The sequence below is a fragment of the Marinactinospora endophytica genome (genome assembly GCF_054780875.1).
The window spans coordinates 1-821 of the sequence record NZ_BAAGVM010000036.1; the positions used below are offsets into that span (position 1 = coordinate 1).

The 821-nt window shown below is 70.2% G+C and carries 1 protein-coding gene; it reads left to right on the forward strand.

What is annotated here, in order from left to right; genetic code table 11:
- Positions 1–29: 29 nt before the first annotated feature.
- Positions 30–821 (forward strand): acyl carrier protein (locus ACYVHU_RS26660; RefSeq protein WP_498949920.1); only part of this gene is annotated, 792 nt, incomplete at its 3' end.

Below are 821 nucleotides of genomic sequence, written 5' to 3' on the forward strand. Positions count from 1 at the left end.
AGCGTGTGGTGGGGGCGCGTGATGGTGGGGTGCCGGCGGTGTTGCGGGGGGTGGTGCGCGCGCCGGTGGCCCGGCGGGTGGCCGTTGACGGTGATGCCGGTGCGGGTTCGTCGTTGGAACAGCGGTTGGCCGGGCTGCCGGCGAGTGAGGCCGAGCATGTGCTGGTGGAGCTGGTGCGTGGGGAGGCCGCGGCGGTGCTGGGGCACGCCTCGGCCGAGCAGGTGGAGGCCGATCGCGCGTTCAAGGAGCTGGGGTTCGATTCGCTGACCTCGGTGGAGTTGCGCAACCGGTTGGGTCGGGTTGCGGGGATGAAGTTGCCGGCGACGTTGGTGTTCGACCATCCCACGCCGCGGGCGTTGGCGGGCTATCTCCTCCAGCGCGCGGGGGTGGACTCCTCCCCGCAGAGTGAGAAGGCCGCTACCAATATGGCGGTGGCCTCTCCTGCGGCGGCTGTTGGGGATGATCCGATCGCGATCGTGGGGATGGCCTGTCGTTATCCGGGGGGTGTGGAGTCTCCGGAGGATCTGTGGGAGATGGTGGTGGCGGGCCGCTCAGGCATCGGTCCCTTCCCCACCGACCGCGGCTGGGACCTCGATGGCCTCTACCACCCCGACCCCGACCATCCCGGGACCAGCTACACCCAGCAGGGCGGATTCCTCTACGACGCCGGTGGGTTCGATGCGGCGTTCTTCGGGATCAGTCCGCGTGAGGCGGTGGCGATCGATCCGCAGCAGCGGTTGCTGTTGGAGGTGGCCTGGGAGACCCTGGAGCGTTCCGGGATCGACCCCGACCGGCTGCGCGGCACCCCCACCGGCGTCTTC